Origin of the sequence: Streptomyces sp. NPDC048479, from assembly GCF_040651435.1 — a bacterium.
GTDB lineage: Bacteria > Actinomycetota > Actinomycetes > Streptomycetales > Streptomycetaceae > Streptomyces.
The window spans coordinates 137,436-155,706 of sequence record NZ_JBEZKA010000009.1; the positions used below are offsets into that span (position 1 = coordinate 137,436).

Annotated in this window: 14 protein-coding genes and 2 pseudogenes; 11 read left to right on the top strand and 5 right to left on the bottom strand. The window is 69.7% G+C overall.

The window, feature by feature from the left end; translation table 11 throughout:
• Nucleotides 1–63: 63 nt before the first annotated feature.
• The 3 genes from AB0D12_RS16665 (at nucleotide 64) to AB0D12_RS16675 (ending at nucleotide 2,181) form a co-directional block, all read left to right on the top strand.
• Entirely contained in the window at nucleotides 64–918 is an 855-nt protein-coding gene (locus tag AB0D12_RS16665) for a helix-turn-helix transcriptional regulator (RefSeq protein WP_362682455.1), read from the top strand.
• Nucleotides 894–1,109, top strand: a complete 216-nt coding sequence (locus AB0D12_RS16670; RefSeq protein WP_362682462.1) for a DUF397 domain-containing protein — start codon at nucleotides 894–896, stop codon at nucleotides 1,107–1,109. Before AB0D12_RS16665 ends, AB0D12_RS16670 begins: the two co-directional genes overlap by 25 nt.
• A gap of 274 nt (nucleotides 1,110–1,383) precedes the next feature.
• Nucleotides 1,384–2,181: a helix-turn-helix domain-containing protein gene (locus tag AB0D12_RS16675; protein WP_362682465.1), complete on the top strand. Its 798-nt coding sequence runs from the start codon at nucleotides 1,384–1,386 to the stop codon at nucleotides 2,179–2,181.
• Between the two features lie 3 nt (nucleotides 2,182–2,184).
• Here AB0D12_RS16675 and AB0D12_RS16680 read toward each other — a convergent pair whose 3' ends face one another.
• The gene (locus AB0D12_RS16680) at nucleotides 2,185–3,693 is read right to left on the bottom strand and encodes an MFS transporter (protein WP_362682757.1); all 1,509 of its coding nucleotides are present in this window, start codon (nucleotides 3,691–3,693) and stop codon (nucleotides 2,185–2,187) included.
• A 536-nt stretch (nucleotides 3,694–4,229) separates the two neighbouring features.
• Between AB0D12_RS16680 and AB0D12_RS16685 the strand changes: the two genes are divergently transcribed.
• The 3 genes from AB0D12_RS16685 to AB0D12_RS16695 all read left to right on the top strand — a co-directional run bounded on the left by AB0D12_RS16685 (nucleotide 4,230) and on the right by AB0D12_RS16695 (nucleotide 9,632).
• Nucleotides 4,230–4,778: a phospholipase gene (locus AB0D12_RS16685; RefSeq protein ID WP_362682468.1), complete on the top strand. Its 549-nt coding sequence runs from the start codon at nucleotides 4,230–4,232 to the stop codon at nucleotides 4,776–4,778.
• Nucleotides 4,779–5,312: 534 nt separating this feature from the next.
• Nucleotides 5,313–8,843 (top strand): transcription-repair coupling factor, encoded by a 3,531-nt coding sequence (gene mfd, locus AB0D12_RS16690; RefSeq protein ID WP_362682470.1) that lies wholly within the window; start codon nucleotides 5,313–5,315, stop codon nucleotides 8,841–8,843.
• 87 nt (nucleotides 8,844–8,930) lie between these two features.
• Nucleotides 8,931–9,632, top strand: coding sequence for a hypothetical protein (locus tag AB0D12_RS16695; RefSeq protein WP_362682473.1), 702 nt, complete (start codon nucleotides 8,931–8,933; stop codon nucleotides 9,630–9,632).
• Nucleotides 9,633–9,716: 84 nt separating this feature from the next.
• Here the strand turns inward: AB0D12_RS16695 and AB0D12_RS16700 are convergent.
• Nucleotides 9,717–10,055: pseudogene (locus tag AB0D12_RS16700) on the bottom strand (TetR-like C-terminal domain-containing protein); the annotation flags it as partial.
• On the opposite strand from AB0D12_RS16700, the gene AB0D12_RS16705 reads away from it, so the two are divergent.
• On the top strand, nucleotides 10,002–10,187 hold the full coding sequence (locus AB0D12_RS16705; RefSeq protein ID WP_362682790.1) for a hypothetical protein: 186 nt from the start codon (nucleotides 10,002–10,004) through the stop codon (nucleotides 10,185–10,187). The pseudogene AB0D12_RS16700 and the gene AB0D12_RS16705 sit on opposite strands and share 54 nt — an antisense overlap.
• A gap of 348 nt (nucleotides 10,188–10,535) precedes the next feature.
• Entirely contained in the window at nucleotides 10,536–11,324 is a 789-nt protein-coding gene (locus tag AB0D12_RS16710) for an HNH endonuclease family protein (RefSeq protein WP_362682476.1), read from the top strand.
• Nucleotides 11,325–11,346: 22 nt separating this feature from the next.
• On the opposite strand, the gene AB0D12_RS16715 is transcribed toward AB0D12_RS16710, so the two are convergent.
• Both AB0D12_RS16715 and AB0D12_RS16720 read right to left on the bottom strand, forming a co-directional pair.
• Nucleotides 11,347–12,561, bottom strand: a complete 1,215-nt coding sequence (locus tag AB0D12_RS16715) for an MFS transporter (protein ID WP_362682479.1) — start codon at nucleotides 12,559–12,561, stop codon at nucleotides 11,347–11,349.
• Nucleotides 12,562–12,575: 14 nt separating this feature from the next.
• Nucleotides 12,576–13,343 carry an SDR family NAD(P)-dependent oxidoreductase gene (locus tag AB0D12_RS16720; RefSeq protein WP_362682482.1) on the bottom strand — a complete coding sequence of 256 codons (768 nt, stop codon included), beginning with the start codon at nucleotides 13,341–13,343 and terminating at the stop codon, nucleotides 12,576–12,578.
• A gap of 56 nt (nucleotides 13,344–13,399) precedes the next feature.
• On the opposite strand from AB0D12_RS16720, the gene AB0D12_RS16725 reads away from it, so the two are divergent.
• A complete protein-coding gene (locus tag AB0D12_RS16725; RefSeq protein ID WP_362682485.1) occupies nucleotides 13,400–14,404 on the top strand; it encodes a helix-turn-helix domain-containing protein in 1,005 nt (334 codons plus the stop codon).
• Nucleotides 14,405–14,823: 419 nt separating this feature from the next.
• Nucleotides 14,824–15,000: pseudogene (locus AB0D12_RS16730) on the top strand (HNH endonuclease); the annotation flags it as partial.
• A gap of 70 nt (nucleotides 15,001–15,070) precedes the next feature.
• Here the strand turns inward: AB0D12_RS16730 and AB0D12_RS16735 are convergent.
• A complete protein-coding gene (locus AB0D12_RS16735) occupies nucleotides 15,071–15,925 on the bottom strand; it encodes a DUF4352 domain-containing protein (protein ID WP_362682488.1) in 855 nt (284 codons plus the stop codon).
• Nucleotides 15,926–16,151: 226 nt separating this feature from the next.
• Between AB0D12_RS16735 and AB0D12_RS16740 the strand changes: the two genes are divergently transcribed.
• Nucleotides 16,152–18,266 (top strand): N-6 DNA methylase, encoded by a 2,115-nt coding sequence (locus AB0D12_RS16740; RefSeq protein ID WP_362682491.1) that lies wholly within the window; start codon nucleotides 16,152–16,154, stop codon nucleotides 18,264–18,266.
• The last annotated feature ends 5 nt before the right edge of the window (nucleotides 18,267–18,271 follow it).

Genomic DNA, 18,271 nt, shown 5'->3' on the forward strand with positions numbered 1-18,271 from the left:
GTAGAGCTACGATCACTAGGGGTAACGGTTTTCGGGGCGCGCGAGCGAAAACGGGGGGCGGCGATGCCTGCACCAAAGGAGCTTGATCCGTCGGCGTCTTTGGCCGCGCTGTACGGCACGAAGCTGCGCAAGCTCCGTGTCCGCGCCGGGTGGACGCAGCGGGAGCTGGGGGGCAAGGTCCCCATCGCGCACAGCAGGATTGCCCAGTTCGAGCTGGGCAACGAAACGCCGCCCGAGGACATCGACAGGAAGCTGGACGCGCTTCTGGGTGCGGACTGTGACCTGACCGACCTGTGGGGACATATCAAGCGGACGCCGTTCCCGGACTGGGTGCGGAAGTTTGTGAGCTACGAGTCCAATGCGACCGCCATGCACAAGTACCTGGCGCACAGCGTGCCCGGTCTGCTCCAGACCGAGTCGTATGCCCGCGCCATGCTCGAAGTCGGGCAGGTCTACAGCTACGGGGTTGCTCCAGATCTGGAGGAGAAGCTGACGGCTCGCATGCAGCGCCAGACGATCCTCGACGGCGCAACTCCTCCATGGCTATGGGTTGTTCTCGATGAAGCGGTCGTGCATCGGCTCGTAGGTGGTCGCCAGGTCATGCGGGACCAACTTGAGCATGTGCTCGCCATGACTGAGCGCCCGCGCATCACGGTGCAGGTCCTGCCGTACGACCGGGGTGAGCACCCCGCCATGGGCGGCTCAGTGACTCTCCTCACGCTCTCCGGCGGGAGCCAGGTGGTCTACTTGGAAGGCATCAACTCCGGGACATTGGTGGAGGCGCCCGGAGAGGTCGAGCGATACGCCGTCGCTTACGATCTCTTGCAGGCCAACGCACTGCCCCCGGATGTGTCTGCGGATTTCATCCGCAAGGTGATGGAGGACAGGTATCCATGCTTGCCGCCCGACCCGACCTGACCAACGCCGTTTGGCGCAAGAGCAGTCGCAGCAATCCGTCCGGTGGCGACTGCGTGGAGGTGGCCGAGGGATTCCCCGGCCTCGCCCCCGTCCGCGACAGCAAGAACCCTCGCGGCCCGGTTCTGGTCTTCCCGGTCGGTGCCTGGGCCGCTTTCGTCGCCGAGGTGAAGAGCGCCGGGCACTGCGGCTAATCAACTCCGCGCCCGCGCGGGCGTGTTCGCGCAGGTAGCCGCCGGGGCGCGGCCGGGCGCGTCCCGGTTGGGCGCGCTCTTCCTTAAAGGAACGGGAGAAAGAACCAATTAACCCACCCCCCAACTCCACTCGCTACACGATCGGGTGACGAGGTGTCCGGATATCGGAGGGGTGAGGTACGGTCGGCCGCAACAACCTCACACAGACGTCGGCCCCCGGCAGGATTCGCAGTCCATACCGGAGGCCTGACCATCAAGGAAGAAGAAGCTTCCGATGGCTGATCCGCAGTCTAACGCGGCCCTGCCCGCGCTCCCCGAGGACGCCCCGCGTGCCGGAGTCCTCCACGTACGCCACCGCCACACCGATCGGTTCACGGTGGTCGGCAACCACCTGGCCCAGCACGCGTCGCTGTCCGCGACCGCGATCGGGCTCGCCGTCCATATCCAGTCGCTGCCCGATGGCGCGTCCGTCACCGCCAAGGCGCTGACCCTGCGCTTTCCCGAGGGTGAGACGACCATCCGTAGGGCGCTCAACGAGCTTGAGGAAGCCGGGTACTTGGAGCGCCGCCGGGTCGCCCTCGGTGGCGGACGCATCGCCACGCGGACGTTGTCGTACGAGAAGCCGGGCTGCGCGCCGGTAGCCCCCGCAGTCCTCGTATCGGAGGTGCCTGCTTCCGCTCCCCGGCCGCCCGATCCGCCCGTACCCGAGGTGTCCGGCCCCGCCGTCGAGCTTCTCGCGGGGCTGCGGGGCATCGACCCGCGTCTGCTCCTCTCCCTGCGCGACGTGCACCGCCTCGCACCCGCCGTGGACGACTGGCTCGGCCGCGACGCAACGCCCGCCCAGATCATCCGCACCCTCACGGCGAACCTCCCGGCCGTCCCCATCCACCATCCGGCGCGCTTCCTGGGGCACCGCCTCACCACGCTCCTGCCGCCCCCGCTCCCGCCGGGTCCTGTCCCCAAGGCCGTCCTTCCGCTCCGTACCTGCGACGGCTGCGAGCGCGCCTTCCGGTCCCAGGATCCGGACGACCGCTGCCGCGACTGCCGCCCGGCGGACCCGATCGCGGCCTGAGACTTACTCCTCCGGCTTGTCGGCGAGGACCGGGAAGCGGCGCGGGGCGACGAACACCAGGACCAGCAGGGCGACGCCGGCCGCCGCGGCAGCCCCCACGTACACGTAGTCCACCGCCGCGTCCACCGCCCGCCGAAGGTGGTCCAACGCCTCCGCCGTCAGCGAGGACGGATCGGCCAGTGCGTGCGCGACCGAGTCCAGGTCGCCCGTGCCGCCCAGGCGGGCGGCGAGGACCGTGTTGGCGACGGCGCCGAACAGCGCGGCGCCCATGCTCTGGCCGACCTGGCGGCAGAAGAGGACGGAGGCCGTGGTGGTGCCGCGTTCCGACCAGCCCACTGTCGACTGGACGCCGACGATCAGCGGGAGCTGGAAGAGGCCGAGCGCCGCGCCGAGCAGCAGCATGATCAGGGCCGGCTGCCAGGGATCGCCCGGGTAGGGGAGGAGGGGGAAGGCGGCAAGGATCAAGCCGGCGAGGGAGATGCCGATGATCGCTGTCTGCCGGAAGCCGATCCGGTTGTAGACCCTGTTCGACAGCGCCGCGCTGACCGGCCAGCTCAGCGTCATCACCGAGAGCACGAAGCCCGCCGCGATCGGACCGAGACCGAGGACGGATTGCGCGTAGGTGGGGAGAAAGACCGTGGGGGCGACCATGAGGAGCCCCAGCGCTCCCAGGGCGAGGTTCACCGCGGCGATGGTGCGGCGCCGCCAGACCCAGCCGGGGATGATCGGCTCTGCGGCCCGCCGTTCGATGACAACGACGACCGCGACGAGGACCGCGCTTGCGCCGAGCAGTGCGAGTGACGGCGCGGAGAGCCAGGGCCAGGCGATACCGCCCTGGACGAGTGCGGTGAGCATGAGGGTTCCGGCGGCGAAGATGGCCAGGGCGCCGGGCCAGTCGATCCGCGGGCGGGCGGCCGGTCGCGTACGGGACGGTTCGCGCAGATGGCGGCCGACCAGCCAGAGGGCGACCGCGCCGACGGGCAGGTTGATCAGGAAGATCCAGCGCCAGTCCGCGTACGAGGCCAGCAGGCCGCCGATCGCAGGCCCGGCCACCGCCGCGCTCGCCCACACCGTCGACAACTTCGCCTGGATCTTGGGGCGTTCCTTGAGCGGGTAGAGGTCGGCGGCGATGGTCTGCACCGTGCCCTGCAGAGCCCCGCCGCCCAGTCCCTGCACAACCCGGAAGGCGATGAGCGCGGCCATGCTCCACGCTGCGGCGCACAGTATCGAGCCGAGGAGGAAGAGGATGATGCCGGCGATCAGGACGGGCTTGCGGCCGAAGGTGTCGGAGAGCTTCCCGTACACCGGCAGGGTCACCGTCACGGCGAGCAGATAGCCGGAGAAGAGCCAGGAGAAGACCGAGAAGCCGCCGAGGTCGCCGACGATCTGCGGTACGGCGGTGGAGACAATGGTGCCGTCGAGCGCGGCGAGCGCCATGCCGAGCATCAGCGCGGCGACGACCGGGCCGCGGCCGCGCGGGGTGGCTGAGGCCTCCGTCGCCGCCCCGGATATCTCGCTGTCGGCGCTGCCGGTACTGCCCGGCCCGCCGGTACTGCCCGTACTGCCGCCGGTGGCGCCCACCCTTAGATCCTTTCCCCTTGCACCTATTTCCCCGGACACCTTCTCACCTGAGCCTCACGCAAGGGGAGGGTGCAGGCTCACCGGGGTGCGTCCACCCGGCCGATGACGACCGGTTCCGGTGAGCACCTCCGTGCTCCCGGGGGTCACTCGCTGCGTGTCGACTGCCCACGCGCGCTTGGGAGTTGAGGGGCATGTGATGTGGTTCACATGTCGGTGTGGGCCCGGAGGCGTGCGTAATTTTGCGTGACTTTTCGTTCGTGAATGTCAGGATTGCCCATGAATTCGAGTAAGGATTTACTCTGCCTCGGTTGTGGAATTTGAGGTTCCTTTGAGGGTGCGCTGTCCGTTCCCCGGCGGTTTCCTGGAAATCCCTTCACTGATCGATTCAGCTGCGCTAATTTTCTTCTCGGAGTCGGCGGCACTGACCAGCTCGCCGACAACGCATGAATTCGGGGAAAGGTTTACAGATGAATAAGGTTCAGGCTGCCTTTAGTGGCATCGCACTGGCCGGCGTCGTCGGTTTTGCGTCGGTGACTCCTGCCGCCGCGGATCCCGTGGATGTGACGACCAAGACCGGGTCTTCCGTCTCGCAGGCCGGGGAAGTCGCCCCGATGGTCGGCCATCAGGTGCGACTCAACAAGCTTCGCGCCCTGACCGGCAACGATCAGGCCTCCCAGAACCAGTGGTTCGACTACCTCGCCCTCAACCAGCAAGGCTCGAACTACTACCGCTTCGACTGGTCGACCGACGGCTGCTCCAAGGTGTCGGACAGCCCGCTCGGATTCCATTTCTATTCAGCGTGTCATCGCCACGACTTCGGCTACCGCAACCACAAGAAGCTGAGTGTATTCAGCGCCGCGAACAAGCTGCGTATCGACCAGGCGTTCCTGAGCGACATGACCAAGGTGTGCAATAGCCAGTGGGGTCCTTACACGACTGCACAGCGTGCGGCGTGCCGCAACGTTGCCAAGAAGTACTACCAGGCAGTGAGGACGTTCGGGGAACTCCGCCCTTAGTCATTCGGCGCGGTTGAGATAGGGGACCGGCCCCGGGTGCGCTCCTCCAAGCGCACCCGGGGCCGGGTCTTTTTTGTGCGCGAGCCGCCGGGCGACGGTCCTGATCCGGGTCTCGGGTCCGGCGTCCGCTCCAGGCGGGCGCGGTAGCCCCGGGAAACCCGGTGAGCGGCAGCACCTCCACCGCGCCCGTCCTGGCAAGGACATCAGCCAAGAGACGCGGCCGCGGCCGTACGTCGGCGGGCCGCAGTCCGCGCCGCAGTCCGGGCCGCAGTCCGGGCCGCAGTCCGGGCCGCAGTCCGGGCCGCAGTCCGCGCCGGAGTCCGGGCCGCAGTCCGGGCCGCAGTCCGGGCCGCAGTCCGGGCCGCAGTCCGCGCCGCAGTCCGGGCCGCAGTCCGCGCCGCAGTCCGCGCCGCAGTCCGCGCCGCGACGATTCCGGAACGCGGCTGTCAGTCGGCAGCCGTAGGCTGGAAGGACCCCGGCCCGTTCGACGTGTCGGGCGGTTCGCGTTGCCCACTCCCCGGATGGAAGCCCTTCATGAGCCTGCACGGTCTGCTCGATGCCGTCGTACGTGACCCGGCGCTCGCCGAAGCGGTGAAGGCTGCCGCGGACGGTCACCGTATGCACGTCGACCTGGTCGGCCCGCCCGCCGCGCGCCCCTTCGCGGTGGCCGCGCTCGCCCGGGAGGCCGGGCGGCCGGTGCTGGCCGTCACGGCGACCGGGCGGGAGGCCGAGGACCTGGCGGCCGCGCTGCGCTCGCTGCTGCCCGAGGAGGGCATCGCCGAATATCCCTCCTGGGAGACCCTGCCGCACGAGCGGCTCTCGCCCCGCTCCGACACCGTGGGCCGCAGGCTCGCGGTGTTGCGCAGGCTGGCCCACCCGACGCAGGACGACCCGGCCACCGGACCGGTGTCAGTCGTGGTCGCGCCCATCCGCTCCGTACTGCAGCCGCAGGTCAAGGGGCTCGGTGACCTGGAACCGGTGGCTCTGCGCACCGGGCAGTCCGCCGACCTCGGCGAGGTCACGGAGGCGCTCGTCGCCGCCGCGTACTCCCGGGTCGAACTGGTCGAGAAGCGCGGCGAGTTCGCGGTCCGCGGCGGCATCCTGGACGTCTTTCCGCCGACCGAGGAACACCCCCTTCGGGTGGAGTTCTGGGGCGACGACGTCGAGGAGATCCGGTACTTCAAGATCGCGGACCAGCGTTCGCTCGAGGTCGCGGAGCACGGGCTGTGGGCGCCGCCCTGCCGCGAGCTGCTGCTCACCGACGACGTACGGGAAAGGGCCGCGGCCCTCGCCGAACAACACCCGGAGCTGGGTGAGCTGCTCGGCAAGATCGCCGAGGGCATCGCGGTCGAGGGCATGGAGTCCCTCGCACCGGTCCTCGTCGACGAGATGGAGCTGCTGCTCGATGTCCTGCCCAAGGGCTCGATGGCCGTGGTCTGCGACCCGGAGCGGGTACGGACGCGGGCCGCGGACCTGGTGGCGACGAGCCAGGAGTTCCTGCAGGCCTCCTGGGCGGCGACGGCCGGCGGTGGCGAGGCCCCGATCGATGTCGGCGCGGCCTCGCTGTGGGCGCTCGCGGATGTACGGGACCGGGCTCGCGAGCTCGGGATGATGTGGTGGTCGGTCTCGCCGTTCGCGGCCGACGAAGAGCTGTCGGACGAGACCCTCAAGCTGGGGATGCACGCCCCGGAGACGTACCGCGGCGACACCGCGCGGGCGCTCGCCGACACCAAGGGCTGGCTGGCGGACGGCTGGCGCACGGCGTACGTGACGGAGGCGCACGGCCCCGCCTCCCGTACCGTCGAGGTGCTGAGCGGCGAAGGCATCGCGGCCCGCCTCGACGCCGACCTCCGAGAGATCACCCCGTCCGTCGTCCATGTGTCGTGCGGCTCGATCGACTACGGCTTCATCGACCCGGGCCTCAAGCTCGCCGTGCTGACGGAGACCGACCTGTCGGGCCAGAAGGCGGCCGGCAAGGACGGCCAGCGGATGCCCACCCGCCGTCGCAAGACGATCGACCCGCTCACTCTGGAGGCGGGCGACTACATCGTTCACGAGCAACACGGCGTGGGCCGCTATATCGAGATGGTGCAGCGGACCGTGCAGAACGCGACCCGCGAGTATCTGCTCGTCGAGTACGCCCCGGCCAAGCGCGGCCAGCCCGGCGACCGGCTCTACATTCCCACCGACCAGCTGGAGCAGGTCACCAAGTACGTCGGTGGCGAGGCCCCGACCCTGCACCGGCTCGGCGGCGCGGACTGGACGAAGACCAAGGCGCGCGCCAAGAAGGCGGTCAAGGAGATCGCCGCCGACCTGATCAAGCTCTACTCGGCGCGGATGGCGGCGCCCGGCCACGCCTTCGGTCCGGACACCCCGTGGCAGCGGGAGCTGGAGGACGCCTTCGTGTATGTGGAGACGCCCGACCAGCTCTCCACGATCGCCGAGGTCAAGGAGGACATGGAGAAGACGGTCCCGATGGACCGGCTGATCTGCGGCGACGTCGGTTACGGAAAGACGGAGATCGCGGTACGGGCGGCCTTCAAGGCGGTGCAGGACGGCAAGCAGGTCGCGGTCCTGGTGCCGACGACACTGCTGGTGCAGCAGCACTTCGGCACGTTCTCCGAGCGCTACTCCCAATTCCCGGTGAATGTACGGGCGTTGAGCCGTTTCCAGTCGGATGCGGAGGCGAAGGCGGCGCTGGAGGGCCTGCGGGACGGCACGGTCGACATCGTCATCGGCACGCACCGGCTGTTCTCGTCCGAGACCAAGTTCAAGGACTTGGGACTGGTCATCGTCGACGAGGAGCAGCGCTTCGGCGTCGAGCACAAGGAGCAGCTGAAGAAGCTGCGCGCCAACGTCGACGTACTGACGATGTCCGCGACACCGATCCCCCGTACGTTGGAGATGGCGGTCACCGGCATCCGCGAGATGTCGACGATCACCACCCCGCCGGAGGAGCGCCACCCTGTGCTCACCTTCGTGGGGCCTTATGAGGAGAAGCAGCTCGGCGCGGCCATCCGCCGTGAACTGCTGCGCGAGGGCCAGGTCTTCTACATCCACAACCGCGTGGAGTCGATCGACCGGGCGGCGGCCCGGCTGCGTGACATCGTGCCCGAGGCCCGTATCGCGACCGCCCACGGCCAGATGCCCGAATCGGCGCTCGAGCAGGTCGTGGTGGACTTCTGGGAGAAGAAGTTCGACGTGCTTGTCTCCACGACGATCGTCGAGTCCGGTATCGACATCTCCAACGCGAACACTCTGATCGTCGAGCGCGGCGACAACTTCGGTCTCTCGCAGCTGCATCAGCTGCGCGGCCGTGTGGGCCGGGGCCGCGAGCGCGGTTATGCCTACTTCCTCTACCCGCCGGAGAAGCCGCTCACCGAGACCGCCCACGAGCGCCTTGCGACGATCGCCCAGCACACCGAGATGGGTGCGGGAATGTATGTCGCGATGAAGGACCTGGAGATCCGCGGCGCGGGCAATCTGCTGGGCGGCGAGCAGTCCGGCCATATCGCGGGCGTCGGCTTCGACCTGTACATCCGCATGGTGGGCGAGGCGGTGGCGGACTACCGCGCCGCGGTCGACGGTGGCGTGGAGGAGGAGCCCCCGCTCGAGGTCAGGATCGAGCTCCCGGTCGACGCGCATGTCCCGCACGACTACGCACCGGGCGAGCGGCTGCGCCTCCAGGCGTACCGCGCGATCGCCTCGGCGAACACCGAGGAGGACATCAAGGCGGTCCGTGACGAACTCACCGACCGCTACGGCAAGCTCCCGGAACCGGTCGAGAACCTGCTCCTGGTGGCGGGCCTGCGGATGCTGGCCCGGGCGTGCGGGGTCGGCGAGATCGTGCTCCAGGGCTCGAACATCCGCTTCGCGCCGGTGGAGTTGAGGGAGTCGCAGGAGCTGCGGCTGAAGCGTCTGTATCCGCGTACGGTGATCAAGCCGGCGATCCACCAGATCCTGGTGCCCCGCCCGGCGGCGGGCAAGATCGGCGGCAAGCCGGTGGTGGGGCGCGAACTGCTGGCGTGGACGGGCGAGTTCCTCACGACGATTCTGGGTTCGTGACGGTGACCTTTGAGCCGTAGGATCTCGCCGCCGAGAGGCGCGCACGGCGAATGTTCGCCGTGTGCGAGGGGGCTGAGGGGTGGGGCGATGACGACGCGAATACTGCGGGCCGGTGCGGCCATTGCGGGGCTGACGGGCCTGTTGTTCACGGCTGCGTGCGGTGACGGGGGCGGTGAGCGCGCTCGCACGGAGCGCGCGGCCAGGAAAACGGCGGTCGCGGCGAAGGGCACGGTGCTCACGCAGCAGCAGCTGGAGAAGGCCGCCGTGGCGAAGGAGGATCTGCCGGGGTACACCGTGGACTGGCTCACGGCCCACACAACGGCTCCGTCGCTCCCCACTGACCCTGCCCAATGCCAGGCGGTCGGGGACACCCTGGGGCTCGTCAGCCGGTACCGGCCCACGGCGCGCCTCATCCGGATCGTCACCAAGCCGGGTGAGGACGGGGCCACTCTGGCCCTGGCCGCGTACCGGGCGGGCGACGCCGAAAGGGCGATGGCGGACATCCGGATGGGCCTTCGTACGTGTCCCGGCCGGTCATTCGCTCCTGGCGACAGCTTTCACTACCAGGAGGTCGCCGCACTGCCGGGCCGGGGGCAGGGCGACGAGTCCGTCTCTTTCAAGCTGGTCCAGGTCATGGAGGGCGTGAAGCAGCGACCCGCGTTCACCTTCGTCGTGGTGCGCAGCGGTTCGACGGTGGCGATCTTTCGCGCGATGAACCTCAACGGCCGGCCGGCGGTCGTGTCGGCCGGCATGGTCGACGCGCAGGTGCGCAAGGTGACGAAGTCCTGAGGTCACGAGTCCCGCGGGCGGTCCCGGTGGTGGGCCGCCCGCCCATGTGACGGGGCCTCGACGCCGGTACTGGCCGAGGCGGGGTCACTCGGCGCCCGACCCCTTGAAGGTCACGCCGGTCAGGGCGCGGAAGACCTCCTCGGCGTCGCGGTCGCCCACCGGCCGGTCCAGGTTGTGGCTCAGCAGCAGCGTGGCGAAGCCGTGGGCGATCGACCAGGCGGCGATGCCCATCAGGCCGGCGTCCTCGGCGGGGATTCGGTCCGCGACTCCCGAGCGGAGTTCCTCCGTGGCCCGGGCCTTGGCCGCCAGGAGTTCCGGGTCGTCGGGGCGGTAGAGGTCCGGCTGGAACATGACCTGGAAGTGCGCGGGGTGCCCGACCGCGAAACGGACGTAGTGCACGCCTCGTTCGCGCAGGTCGGGGGCGCCGCGCCCTGGACGGCTCTCGCGGACGAGGACCGCGACCGCCTTGTCGAGCTGCTCGGGCCGCTCTGGGTCGAGGTGCTGGGCACGGGCCTGCTGCCCGGGGTGACCACGCTCGGCATCGGCAAGGTGTGAGGCCGCGGGCCAGGGCGGGGCCGCTGCCGTGCGGGGTCCTGGCAGCACGGGGTCCTGGCGGTACGGGCTCCTCGCGGCACGGGATCCGAAACGGCACACCGCCCGCGGTGGCCGGCTCGGCTCCGTGGGCGGTGGGTGTGCGGATGTGTATCTCTGTGTGCGTATCGCTGTTGCTCTCCTCCGGACAGGTGGATTGCAGACTTGGTGCTTTCGACGCTACGCGCCCCCTCCGCCTTCCGCGCGTCGAAGCGCGGCCGCGGACCGTTTCATAGCGGTGGATAGCGAACATACACTCCACAATGCTCCCGAACTGCCTTGCCTCGTGCACGACTTGAGTAGGGTGCGAGCGTGAAAAGACTCGGGGCTCGAATATCGCGTGTGCTCGCAGGCGGACTGACGGCTGTCGTCGCAGGGACACTGCTCGCAGGCTGCGAAGGAGGCGGGCTCACCGGGGACGCCAAGCCCTCGGACTCCGCAGCCGCGCCCTCCGCCGGAGGCTCGGGCGCCGGCACCAGCCCGCTCGCCAACCCCGAGGGGACGAAGCCCGGCCTGGCCCCTCTCACCTCCGAGCAGGACAGGGCCGCCGCCCGTCGGCTGATCGGGAAGGTGTCCACCAAGGGCCGGGGACCGAAGACCGGTTACGCCCGGGACCGCTTCGGCTACGCCTGGATGGACTCGGCGGACGGGGTGCCGCTGGCGAGGAACGGGTGCGACACTCGAAACGATCTCATTCATCGTGATGGTCAGAACCTCCGCTTTCGAACCGGCTCCGACTGTGTGGTCGTCGCCATGACGCTGCACGACCCGTACACCGGGACGACCATCGAGTGGCGCAAGGCGAAGGCATCCGAGGTGCAGATAGACCATGTGGTGCCGTTGTCGTACAGCTGGCAGATGGGCTCGTCGCGCTGGCCGGAGAGCAAGCGCAAGCAGTTGGCGAACGACGTGCTCAATCTGATCCCGGTCGAGGGACGGGCCAACTCGGCCAAGGGCGATTCCGGCCCCGCTACCTGGCTGCCGCCGAACAAGCAGATCAGGTGCGCGTACGCGGTTCGCTTCGCGCAGGTGGCCCTCAAGTACCTGATGTCGGTGACAGCCCCGGACAAGCAGATGATGCTGAAGCAGTGCGGCGGTTGACGGACAGTGGGGACGAGAGCTCTCAACGAGGGGACATCGGCCGATTCTGTACACGGGCCTGTGACGGGTTCTTCGCTGAGTCAGGCCTTCGGCCATACAGTGCCGCGAGGTGGCGGGCCAGGCCGAGTGTGGTGAGCAGCACCACGAGCGCGCACACGCCCCACCACCCGCCCTGTCCGTAGGCGTGGACCCCGAGCCAAGATCCTGCGCTGCCGCCCAGGTAGGCGCAGGTCATGTAGGCGGTGTTGAGCCTGCTGCGGCTGTCGGGGCGCAGGGCGTAGACCCGGGCCTGGTTGGCGACCATGCCGGACTGCATGGCGATGTCGAGCAGCAGCGTGCCGACGACCAGAGCGGTCAGCCCGGGTACGTTGCCCCAGACGCCCGCGGCCAGGACCGCGGCTGAGACGAGGACCGCGAGCATGCAGACGAGGTTCACCGGGTCCGGGCCGTGGCGGTCCACCAGGCGTCCTGCGAGCGGAGTGCAGACCATGGTTGCACCGCCGACCAGGGCGAGCAGTCCTACCGCCTGGGCGCCCATTCCGTAGACCGGACTGGTGAGGTGGAGCGCCAGGCAGGTCCACACGGCCGAGAACCCGGCGAAGACCGTCGCCTGGTAGAAGCAGGAGCGACGCAGGTCCGGCTCGGTGCGCAGCAGGCGCAGTGAATCGGCCAGGAGCGCTGGATACGGCTGACGCGAGGGCGGGGTCGTGACTGGCACCGTCCGGGCCAGAATGACCGCGAGCAGGAGGACCACGACCGCAGCCACCAGATAGGGGGCTCGCCATCCCAGCCATTCGCCGAGTACCCCGCTGAAGGCGCGGGCCAGCAGCATGCCGCCGATCGACCCGCTCAGCAGGGTGCCGATCACCGCTCCACGGTGGTCGGCGGCAACCAGTCCGGCAGCCAGCGGGCCGACGACCTGCGCGGCCACGGTGGCGAGCCCGATGAGGGCACTGGCGGCGACGAGGAGCGGCAGGGTGGGGGCGCAACTTGCGGCGAGCAGGCCCAGACCGGTCAGGGCGAGCAGGATGACGAGGAACGAGCGGTGCGGGAGCCGGTCACCGAGTGGCACCAGCAGGAACATCCCGGCCGTGTAACCGACCTGGGTGGCGGTCACTGCCAGGGAGGCCGAATCGGGAGACGTATGCAGTCCTGCGGCGATCAGCGGGATGATCGCCTGCGGGAAGTAGATGTTTCCCACGGCCACCGCGCAGGTCACGGCCAGGATCAGGGTCATCCGACGGCTCATCCTCAGTCCACCGGTCCGCCGGCGACGTAAATGACCTGTCCGGAGACGAATCCCGCCTCGGGGCTCACCAGGAAGGACGCCGTGTGTGCGATGTCCTCCGGCTCGCCGACCCGTCCGACCGGGATGGGCTGCGCCGCGCTGCTTCGGAATTCCTCGAAGTCGCGGCCGAGCCGCCGGGCGGATGCCCTGGTCATGTCGCTCACGACGAAGCCCGGAGCGATGGCGTTGGCCGTGATGCCGTGCCGTCCGAGTTGCAGGGCGAGTGACTTGGTGAAACCGATCAGACCGGCCTTCGCGCTGCCGTAGTCGACCCGAGCGGCATCGCCGACCGCGGAGATGCTGGACATGTTCACGATCCGTCCCCAGCCGGCCGCGATCATGTGTGGGCAGACGGTCCGGGTGGCGAGGAACGGGCCGCGCAGGTTGACCCCGGTCACGGTGTCCCACTGCTCCGAGGTCATCTCGACAAGCTCGGCACGGGGGCCGATGCCGGCGTTGTTGACCAGCACTGTCGGCGGCCCCAGTTCGGCGGCGATCCGGGCGACGGCGGTCGTCACCGCAGCCTCGTCGGAGACATCGGCTGCGACCGCTGTCGCGGATCCACCGGCGCCGGTGATGGTGTCGATGGTGCCCGCGCAGTCTGCCTCGTCCAGGTCGATCACACCGACCGCAAGGCCCTCACGTGCCAGCCGTATGGCCACTGCGGCGCCGATGCCGCGTGCCGCACCGGTGACGATCGCCGTGCGCTGTCCATGAGTTGTGGGTGTCATGCGCAGAAGTCCACGGCATCGACGAGACGTCGCCAATCGATGTAGCGTACGGCTTAATGATCAGCTTCGTGCTCGGCGTCGAGGATCTCGCGGACACCCGGTTCGCCGTCTCGCCCCTGCACGAGACCGTGGTCAGCCTGCGGGTGCTGCACGATCCGGGCCTGTCCGCGCTGCACCTCCCGTGGCGCAGATCCGTACTCGGCCGACTCGGAGCCCTCGACACCGGCCTGTTGATGTCCCTGGTCTCGGCCAGGCGCACCCTCCCTGACTTCCTGACCCCGCGGCCCACCAGCTTCGCCCCGGCCTTCGAAGAAGAACTGGCCGTCGTCAGCCGGACCTCCCCCCGGACGGTGCGCCGCGATCTGCTGGCCACGCACGCGCCGGACCCGCTTCCCGAAGCCCTGCGCGACGCCACCGCTGCCGACGACGCGCCTGTCATCGCACTCCGCAATGCCCTCTGCGAGCTCCTGCGGCAGTACTGGGAGATCGCCATCAAGCCAATGTGGCCGCAGATGCGACTGCTGCTGGAAACCGACATGACGTACCGAGCGCGGCAACTGGCCGTGGGAGGCGCCCGCTTGCTGTTCGCGGACATGCACCCGAACCTGCGCTGGCACGACGGCGTACTGCACATCGACAAGATGATCAGCAGGCACCGCGTCGCGGCGTCCGGTCGAGGACTGCTCTTTGTGCCGTCGGTGTTCGCTCACAAGCCCGCACCTCCGGTCAGTCCGGAGGAACCGCCGGTGCTGTCCTACCCAAGCCGTGGAGTGGCGACGCTGTGGACCCCGGCGCCCACTCCTGACGCGACTGCCCTGGTGGCGCTGCTCGGCGCCCCCAAGGCGAGGCTGCTGGCCCTCCTCGATGAGCCGCTGCCCACGGTCGAGATCGCTCGTCGCTTCAGGGTTACCCCGAGCGCCGTGTCCCAGCACCTGCGCGTGCTGCACGCCACGGGTCTTCTGACCCGAGCGCGCGACGGACGCCAGGTCCTCTACCGACGTAGCCATCTCGGCGACCAGCTGGCCGACTTGAATCAGCTCCACATCGTTGCGATGCCTTGAACCTGGCGCCCGTCAGCGTCGTCGTCTCTGTCCGGTACCGGGAGGGCCGCACAGACACAACGGGTGCCGTTTCGGCACGGGTTACTTCCACGGCACGGCACGGCACGCATCGCGCGGCGAAGGCCGGCCCTGGCGGCGGTGAGGGCGTCTTCCGACTCCCGTAGCTGTCGTTCCAGGTCGATAAGCCGATTCCGGGCGTCCAACAGCTTCTGGTGCAGAGCTGTGTTCTGCTGCTCCAACTGCTGTACCCGCTCGACCAGCTCGCAGCGGCCCACGTCGTCCAGTTCGGCGCCGAGAGAGAGCCGGACCCTGCCCCGCAGACGGTCGCGTTCCTTCTTGAGGTCCTTGATCTCCTCACAGGCAAGGGCGAGTTCGGTGTGCAGACCGACGGGAGTGACCTGTTGGCTGCTCGCCGGTGGCCCGTGGAGGGCAGCGCCAACAGCTCGAAGAGTGACTCGGGCCCGGCGTCCTGGCTGCCCCCCAACAAGCGGATCCGCTGCTCGTACGCGGTACGGGTCGCGCAGGTGGCGGTCACGTACGAGCTGCCCGTGACGGCGGCGGACAGGAAGACGATGCCGGCGCAGTGCGGCGGCTGAACCGGGCCGTGCCGGGGAACGAAAAGAGGCCGCCTCAAAGGCGGCCTCTTCGCCCGGGGGCGGCGGCGGGTCAGAGCTTCAGCTCCCACTGCGAGGCGTCGTAGGAGATGCCGGGGCTGACCTCGACCGTGAGGATCGTGGCGTCGGCCGGGACGTCGAAGGCGTACTTCACCGTGGCCTTCTTTCCGGGCAGGATCTTGCCGTTGAAGCCGTCGCCGACCCCTTCGTCGAAGATCTGCTCGGACTTGACGCCGTCCTTGCCGGCGCGGGCCTCGGCGGTCAGCAGGGCGGCGTCGAAGTTCTCCTTGCCGGCGTTCTCGATCACGACGGTCACCACGTAGGCCTTGTGGCCCTTGGTGTGCCCGGCGGCGAACTCGCTGGGGGTGAAGTCCTTGGGCGCGGAGACGGTGACCTTCAAGTCGTCGTCGTAGATGGAGGTGTCGCCCGCCGCGAGGATGTCGGCAGGGTTGGCCTTGTCGTCGCTCTTGGGCTTGTCCGCCTCGGCGCCCTTGCCCTTGTCGCCCTTTCCGGCGGCCGGCGCCTTCGACGCCGTGGTGCCCGAGGTGGCCTTGTTGATCTCGTCCACCGCGTCGCCCACGGCCTTGAAGGTGATCACCGCGCCGACGATCGAGAGGATCAGCGCGACCAGTCCGAGGATCGCTCCGGTCGTGGTCACGCCCTTGTTGGCGGCCTCGCCGCGCTTGACGCGGCCGCGGCCCGACAGGCCCAGGATCAGGGCGATCAGGCCGAGGATGCCGGCCAGCCAGAAGAAGAAGGGGATCAGGCCGGAGATGGTTCCGATGATCCCGAGCACCAGCGCGGCCGTGCCGAGCCCGTTGCGCAGCTGCTGCGGGGCCGGGGCGTAGGGGCCCGCGCCGGGCGGCTGCTGCGGGTCGTGCTGAGGCTGCTGCGTGGAGTGGGACATGGGTGCCCTCCCGGACGTGGAGTGGTGTCGGGACCTTGGCGTGAGCCCCGTTCAGCGCGCCGTGTGGCGACGGGTCAAATAAGAGCAGAGACTGTGAACCGAGTCAACATGGTTCTCGGAATTATGATTCGCTCACACTGTGAAGGGGTTTCTCTTGTGTGCGCGGCTATGCTCGGCGACACAACAGGCAGGTGCGGATCAGCGCTTACGCGAGGGAGTCAGCCAGGTGCCGGACAGATCGAGCGAGGTGACGGCGGCCGAAATCGCCCGGCTGGCGGGAGTCGGCCGCGCCGCGGTCAGCAACTGGCGGCGCCGTCACGCCGACTTCCCGAAGCCGGTCGGCGGCACGGAGGCAAGCCCGTCGTTCGCACTCCCCGAGGTCGAGCAGTGGCTCCGTGACCAGGGAAAACTCGCAGAAATCCCGCTCCGTGAAAGGATTTGGCAACAGCTCGCTGGCCATCTCGCGGGCCCCGTACCGGCGTTGGTGCAGGCGGGCTGCACGCTGCTGCTCGTGAGGGACCGTCACCCGGCCTGGCTGGAGCTGACGGCGGTCTCGGACGAGCGCCTGGCGGAGCTGCTGCCCGGCGCGCTGGAGCAGGTGCTCACGGCGCGCTTCGGCGAGGACGCGGTGGGGCTCTTCATGGAAGTGTTCACAGCGCAGACAGGCTCGGCGACGCGCACGGAACTTTCCACCGAGGCAGTGGACTCCTCCTCCGGGCCGGAAGCGCCGTTGCCGGCGTCCGTCCCCTTTCTGCGTGGTGTCGCCGAGCTGGCCGCCGAACTCGGCGCACGCCATGCCTTCGAGTTTCTGCTGGGGCGGTACCTGGACGCCAACCCGCGGCAGTACACCCTCACCCCGCCCGGGCCCGCCGCGCTCATGGCCGGGCTTGCCGGGGCCGGCGCCCGCGACGTGCTCGATCCCGCTGCCGGGACCGGGACGCTGCTGCGCGCCGTCGAACGCCCCAGCGCCCTGTACGCACAGGACACCGACCCCGACCTCGCCGCGCTCACCGGTCTGCGCCTCGCCCTCCACTCCGACGCCACCGTGCGCGCCCGCGCGGGCGACACCCTGCGCGGCGACGCGTTCCCGAAGCCCGCCTTCGATGCTGTGCTCTGCCACCCGCCGTTCAACGAGCGCAACTGGGGCCACGACGAACTCGCCTACGACCCCCGCTGGGAGTACGGCTTCCCGGCCCGTACCGAGTCCGAACTGGCCTGGGTCCAGCACGCGCTCGCCCGGCTGCGCCCCGGCGGCGCCGCCGTGCTGCTGATGCCGCCCGCCGCCGCGTCCCGCCGTTCCGGCCGCCGTATCCGCGCCGGGCTGCTGCGCCGCGGTGCGCTGCGGGCCGTCGTTGCCCTGCCCGCCGGCGCCGCGCCCCCGTACGGCATCCCCCTGCACATTTGGGTGCTGCGCAAGCCGGACCCGGGCCAGGCGGCACCGCCCGAGCTGCTGTTCGTCGACACCGCGGAGCTCGCCGGAGCGGGCGGTGGCCGCGACAAGCTCGACTGGCAGGCAGTCCACAGCGCCGTACTCGACGCCTGGCAGCCCTTCGAGAAGCACGGCTCGGCCGAGGAGCAGCCGGGCGTCAGCCGCTCGGTCCCCGTCATCGAACTCCTCGACGACGACGTGGACCTGGCCCCCGCCCGGCACCTGCCGCCCCCGGCCGCCGCCGGCGGCGTGGACGAGCTGCTGCGGGTGCGGGACCGGCTGGCCGACACCCTCCGGCTGACCCGAGAGCTCACTCCCGCGCCCGCCGCCCACGCGGAGCCCGCGCCCTGGCCCGCCACCACCGTCGGCGAACTGGCCCGGGCGGGAGCGCTGGTGCTCAGTGCGGGCGGCACGGGAAGTACGAGCACCGAGGCCGTGCCCGTACTCACCGAGCAGGACGTGCTCTCCGGCACCGCGCCCTCGGGCACGCTTCCCGAAGGCCCTGACGAGCAGCCCGTACGCGTCGAGGAGGGCGATGTCGTCGTGCCCGTGCTCGGCGGCGGATCGGTCGTACGCGTCATCGACGAGGCCACCGCCGGAGCGGCTCTGGGCCGTAACCTCCAGCTGCTGCAACCCGATCCGGCCGCGCTCGACCCCTGGTTCCTCGCCGGCTTCCTTCGCGGCACCGCCAACACCCGGCAGGCCAGCAGCTATGCATCGACCGCGACCCGACTCGATGTGCGCCGGCTCCAGCTGCCCCGGCTGCCGCTCGCCGATCAGCAGCGCTACGGCGAACGCTTCCGTGCGCTCGCCGAATTCGAGGATGCCCTCAGGCAGGCCGGGCGGCTCGGCGAGCAGCTCGTCCAGGGGCTGTACGACGGGCTGACGGACGGCACGGTCACGCGGGAGTGAGAGCC